The organism is Candidatus Streptomyces philanthi, assembly GCF_059553635.1.
In genome coordinates this window covers 1-3,818 of record NZ_JCANQV010000421.1, presented here as the reverse complement: position 1 = coordinate 3,818, position 3,818 = coordinate 1, and the positions used below count along the sequence as shown (strand labels likewise).

4 protein-coding genes and 1 pseudogene are annotated in these 3,818 nt (G+C 74.0%); 2 read left to right on the top strand and 3 right to left on the bottom strand.

From position 1 onward, the window contains the following. The 3 genes and pseudogenes from AC51EU_RS28245 to AC51EU_RS28235 all read right to left on the bottom strand — a co-directional run. Positions 1 to 243, bottom strand: a pseudogene (locus AC51EU_RS28245) (MAB_1171c family putative transporter); the annotation flags it as partial. Next, positions 236 to 802, bottom strand: coding sequence for a hypothetical protein (locus AC51EU_RS28240; protein WP_496269926.1), 567 nt, complete (start codon positions 800 to 802; stop codon positions 236 to 238). The gene AC51EU_RS28240 and the pseudogene AC51EU_RS28245, both read right to left, overlap by 8 nt. Positions 803 to 863: 61 nt before the next feature. Continuing rightward, entirely contained in the window at positions 864 to 1,370 is a 507-nt protein-coding gene (locus tag AC51EU_RS28235; RefSeq protein ID WP_496269925.1) for a helix-turn-helix domain-containing protein, read from the bottom strand. Between the two features lie 1,003 nt (positions 1,371 to 2,373). Between AC51EU_RS28235 and AC51EU_RS28230 the strand changes: the two genes are divergently transcribed. Together AC51EU_RS28230 and AC51EU_RS28225 are read left to right on the top strand one after the other, a co-directional pair. After that, positions 2,374 to 2,778 carry a PaaI family thioesterase gene (locus AC51EU_RS28230; protein WP_496269924.1) on the top strand — a complete coding sequence of 135 codons (405 nt, stop codon included), beginning with the start codon at positions 2,374 to 2,376 and terminating at the stop codon, positions 2,776 to 2,778. Between the two features lie 233 nt (positions 2,779 to 3,011). Then, the coding region (locus AC51EU_RS28225) for a thioesterase II family protein (protein ID WP_496269923.1) at positions 3,012 to 3,818 on the top strand (807 nt) is incomplete at its 3' end.

Sequence of the window (3,818 nt, the reverse complement as noted above, 5' to 3'; positions counted from 1 at the left end):
CGCCGCGAACAGCACGACGGCGGAGTAGAGGAAGACCATCGCGAGGTTGGCGACGCCGACCGCCCGGTCGAAGGCGCGGTAGAGGCTGGGCGCGGAGAACAGGAACAGGGTGGCCACACCGCCGCTCATCACACACGCCAGGCCGAGGTCGGCGTTGGAGCGGTCCCGGAACCAGGCGACGGCCTTGTACCCGACGAGCACCCAGGCCGCGGCGGCGAAGCACAGGTAGATGACGTCAAACACGCGGACCCCCGTCCGGGCCGCCGTGCCCGTGACGGATGTGCTGGAGGGCGGGCCCCAGCGCGGCGGCGAGGGCCATGGCGCGCGCGTCGGCGGGCAGGTCCTGGGCGGCGGCGGACGGCACCACCCGCTCCATCAGAAGGGTGCCCAGTACCTCGGTCTCGCGCTCGGCGAGGTTGTCGTAGCCGTGGTGGCGGGCGAAGCCCATGGTCAGGCCCATGCGGCGGATCGCGGTGGCGGCGTCTACGGACGGGGTCCAGGTGCGCAGCGCGTCCTCGGTGACGGCCGGGTCCTGGCCGTGGCCCAGGAGGAGGTGGCTGAGTTCGTGGAGCACGATGTGGGCCTGGTGCCAGGCCGACGTCCGGCGTTCGAAGAAGATCCAGTAGCCGTCGTCGGTGGTGGCGGTCATTCCCGAGACCACACCGCCCAGGCTCATCGCGGCCAGGTGGACGGGCCGGTCCACCCTCGTGGCGACGATGTCGCACAGCCCCCGCAGATCGGTCGCGGCGGGCAGCGCCAGCTCCTTGATGAGCCGCTTGCACCGCCTGCGCATCTGCCCCACTCGCATGCTCGTCCCGTCCTCGTGTAAGCCCCGTTTCCAGGTGACGAAGAGCCGGTCGCGCTCAGCGCTCCGTACCGGGCCGCCCGCCACGTCGTTCACCGTCCCGTTCCGGCAGCTCGGCCGGCAGGTCCATCTGCTGCCGGAACTGGGTGATGATGGTGGTGAGGCTGTCCTGCACCTCGGGCGGCAGGCCGACCGAGCGCAGCGCGATGGCCCGCACCCGCTGGTCGCGCATGGCCGCGAGGAAGCGGACCTCCTCCTCGACCCGTTCCGCCTGCGGCTGGGACAGGTCGCCCAGCAGATAACCGACCGGTACGCCGAAGAACTTGGCGAGCGCCCGCAGCACCTCGGGCGAGGGGTTGGTCCGTCTGCCGTTGCGCAGCATCGACAGATACTGCTCGGTCAGCCGCACCCCGCCGTACTCCTGGGGGTCGCCGCTGATCTCCTCCGCGACGTACGCGTTGGTGTACGGCGCTCCCGGCGGGTGCATGTCGGCGAAGAGCCGCCCCAACCGGTCGGCGAGCGTTCCACGCTCCCCCCGCGCTCCCTCTTCGGCCGCCCCCGTCATGTGCCACCGTCCTTCGTCCGTGCCGTCGGCCGGCCGCCGGCGGCCGGCCCGCGCTCGGGCGTCCGGCAGCACGCCGACCGATCCCAACGGCTGGTTAAGTCCGCAGAATCCGTCGGCACATGGTGTCACGCACCGATCACCCGCACCAGTACCTGACCGATGCCCGATCGGCGGCGGTAGCACGCGCTCCCGTCCTTCCACGGTCCCGGGGTAGCGCTTAACGGGGAGTTGAGTCGCTTCGGCTCTTTCCGGCCAGACTGTCTCGGGAAGGCCCCGTCCAGAAGGGGGTGCCGGGGCGGGCGCGCGGGGGCTTGCATGGGGAACGACCGCTGCGGCCGCCCCCTCCGCCGGCCGGCCGTCCCTGACCTCCCGACCACCCCGCGGCACACCCTCACGGCACGCACCGGACGGGTTCTCCTCTCCCTCCGGTACGCGCCGCCGCCGCGGGGTCCGTCCGCCGGCCCGTGTGGTGATGGGGGCCGGCGCCCGGGGACGGGCCGGGACCGGAGTACCCCGTCTCCGGTACCGGCCCGTCCCCACGCGATCCCCCGTCGGCGTGGTGTATCCACGCCGCCACCAGGGCAGAGGTATCCAAACCGCCGCCACGCCGCGCGCCCACGGCCCCGCCCTCAGGTCCGGACGCCGCGGGCACCGGCATGGCCCCCGGCCTTCCGGCGGACGCCCGCGACGCGGGCGCGGCGGCCTCGGACGAACCGTGGGTGGCGGGGGATGCGTCGGCTCACCAACAACCCGGACAGGGCGGCACGGTCCGCCCCGCACGGCGTACGGGTCTGCGGGCGGCGGACACCGGCGGCCGTCGTGTGCCCACCCCCCGCGGTACCCGGAACGCCGGACGGCCGTGCGGCGGTTCCCCCGCCCGGCGCGACCGGCGTCCTGTCCCCGACCGACACCGTCGCGCGGCGGCCCGAGCGGACGCACCGTCCGCCCGCCGCGCGCCCCAGCGGCACCGTTCCCCGGTGCCCGGCCCGAAGGGAGCGGCCCCTTGACGACCCCGACGCATCCTCTCGACGAACTCCTCGGCATCCGCTACGAGGAGCTGTCCTCGGGGCGGGTGATCACGTCCATGGAAGTGACACCGCGGATGCACGGCTCCGCGGGGACGGTGCAGGGCGGGGTGCTCGCGGCGCTGGTGGAGAGCGCGGTGGCGGCGGGCGGCGCGCTGAACGCCGGTGACGGGCGGACGGTGTCCTGCGCCGAGAGCCAGCTGCACTTCATGCGCCCCGCCGTCACCGGCGTCCTGCACGCCGCCGCCGTCCCCGTGCACCGCGGTCACACCCAGCAGTTGTGGTCGGTCGAGGTGTTCGACGAGCGCAACCGCCTGGTGGGCTGCGCCACGACCCGGCTGCTGAACGTCGAGAACCGGACGGGGAGCACGGCGGCGGGTTGACCGTGTCGTGACGGCGTGCCCTGGGCGGACGCGCCCTGGTGCGCCGTGCGCGCCCGGGGGCCGGTTTCCTTCATCCGCCCTGAACACAGGGGGAAATCAAGGGAAAAGGGACAACGGAGCGGTGTCTGCGGGATCATGGTCCGGTGGTGAGTGGCCGGGCGGCGCGTCCGGCCGTCTCTCCGCGCACCGCCCGGTCCGCCGACGGCGGACGTCAAGGCCCGAGGAGGAGCCTCATGCAGCAGTCCGGAAGTGCCCCGTCCGCGGGGGCGGTGGCGTCGCCCTCCGTACCCAGCAGATGGATACGGTGTTTCCGCCCCTCCCCCGGCAGCGAGATCACCCTGGTCTGCTTCCCGCACGCCGGTGGGTCGGCCACGTTCTACGTCCCGCTCAGCAAGCGGCTCCCGTCCCGTGTCGAGGCATGGGCCGTCCAGTACCCCGGGCGCCAGGAGCGCTTCGGCGAGCCGATGCCCGCCACCATCGCCGAGCGGGCGGACGACCTCGCCGAGGCGCTGCTGCCGCACCTGACGCGCCCGTACGCCTTCTTCGGGCACAGCATGGGCGCGGTCCTCGCCTTCGAGGTGACCCGCCGGCTGGAGCGGCGCGGCGGCGGGCCGGTCCATCTGTTCGCCTCCGCCCGCCGCGCGCCCGGTGCGCCGCCGCGCGGCAGCGTCCACCAGCGGGACGACGACGGGCTGGTGGCGGAGATGGAACGGCTCGGGGGCACCGCTCCCGGTGTGCTCGCCGACAAGGATCTGCGGGCGATGGTGCTGCCCGCCGTCCGCGCGGACTACCGGGCGATCGAGACCTATGTGTGCGACGACCCGAAGGCCGTGGTGAACTGCCCGCTCACCGTGCTCGCCGGCGACGAGGACCCGCAGATGTCCGCGGCCGAGGGGGCGGCCTGGCGCGACCACACCACGGCGGGGTTCGCGCTCTCGGTGCATCCCGGGGGCCACTTCTATCTCGACGGCCGCATCGCCGAGGTGGCGCGCGACATCGCCACGACGCTCCATGACGTCCCCGGCGCGGGCGGCTCCGCC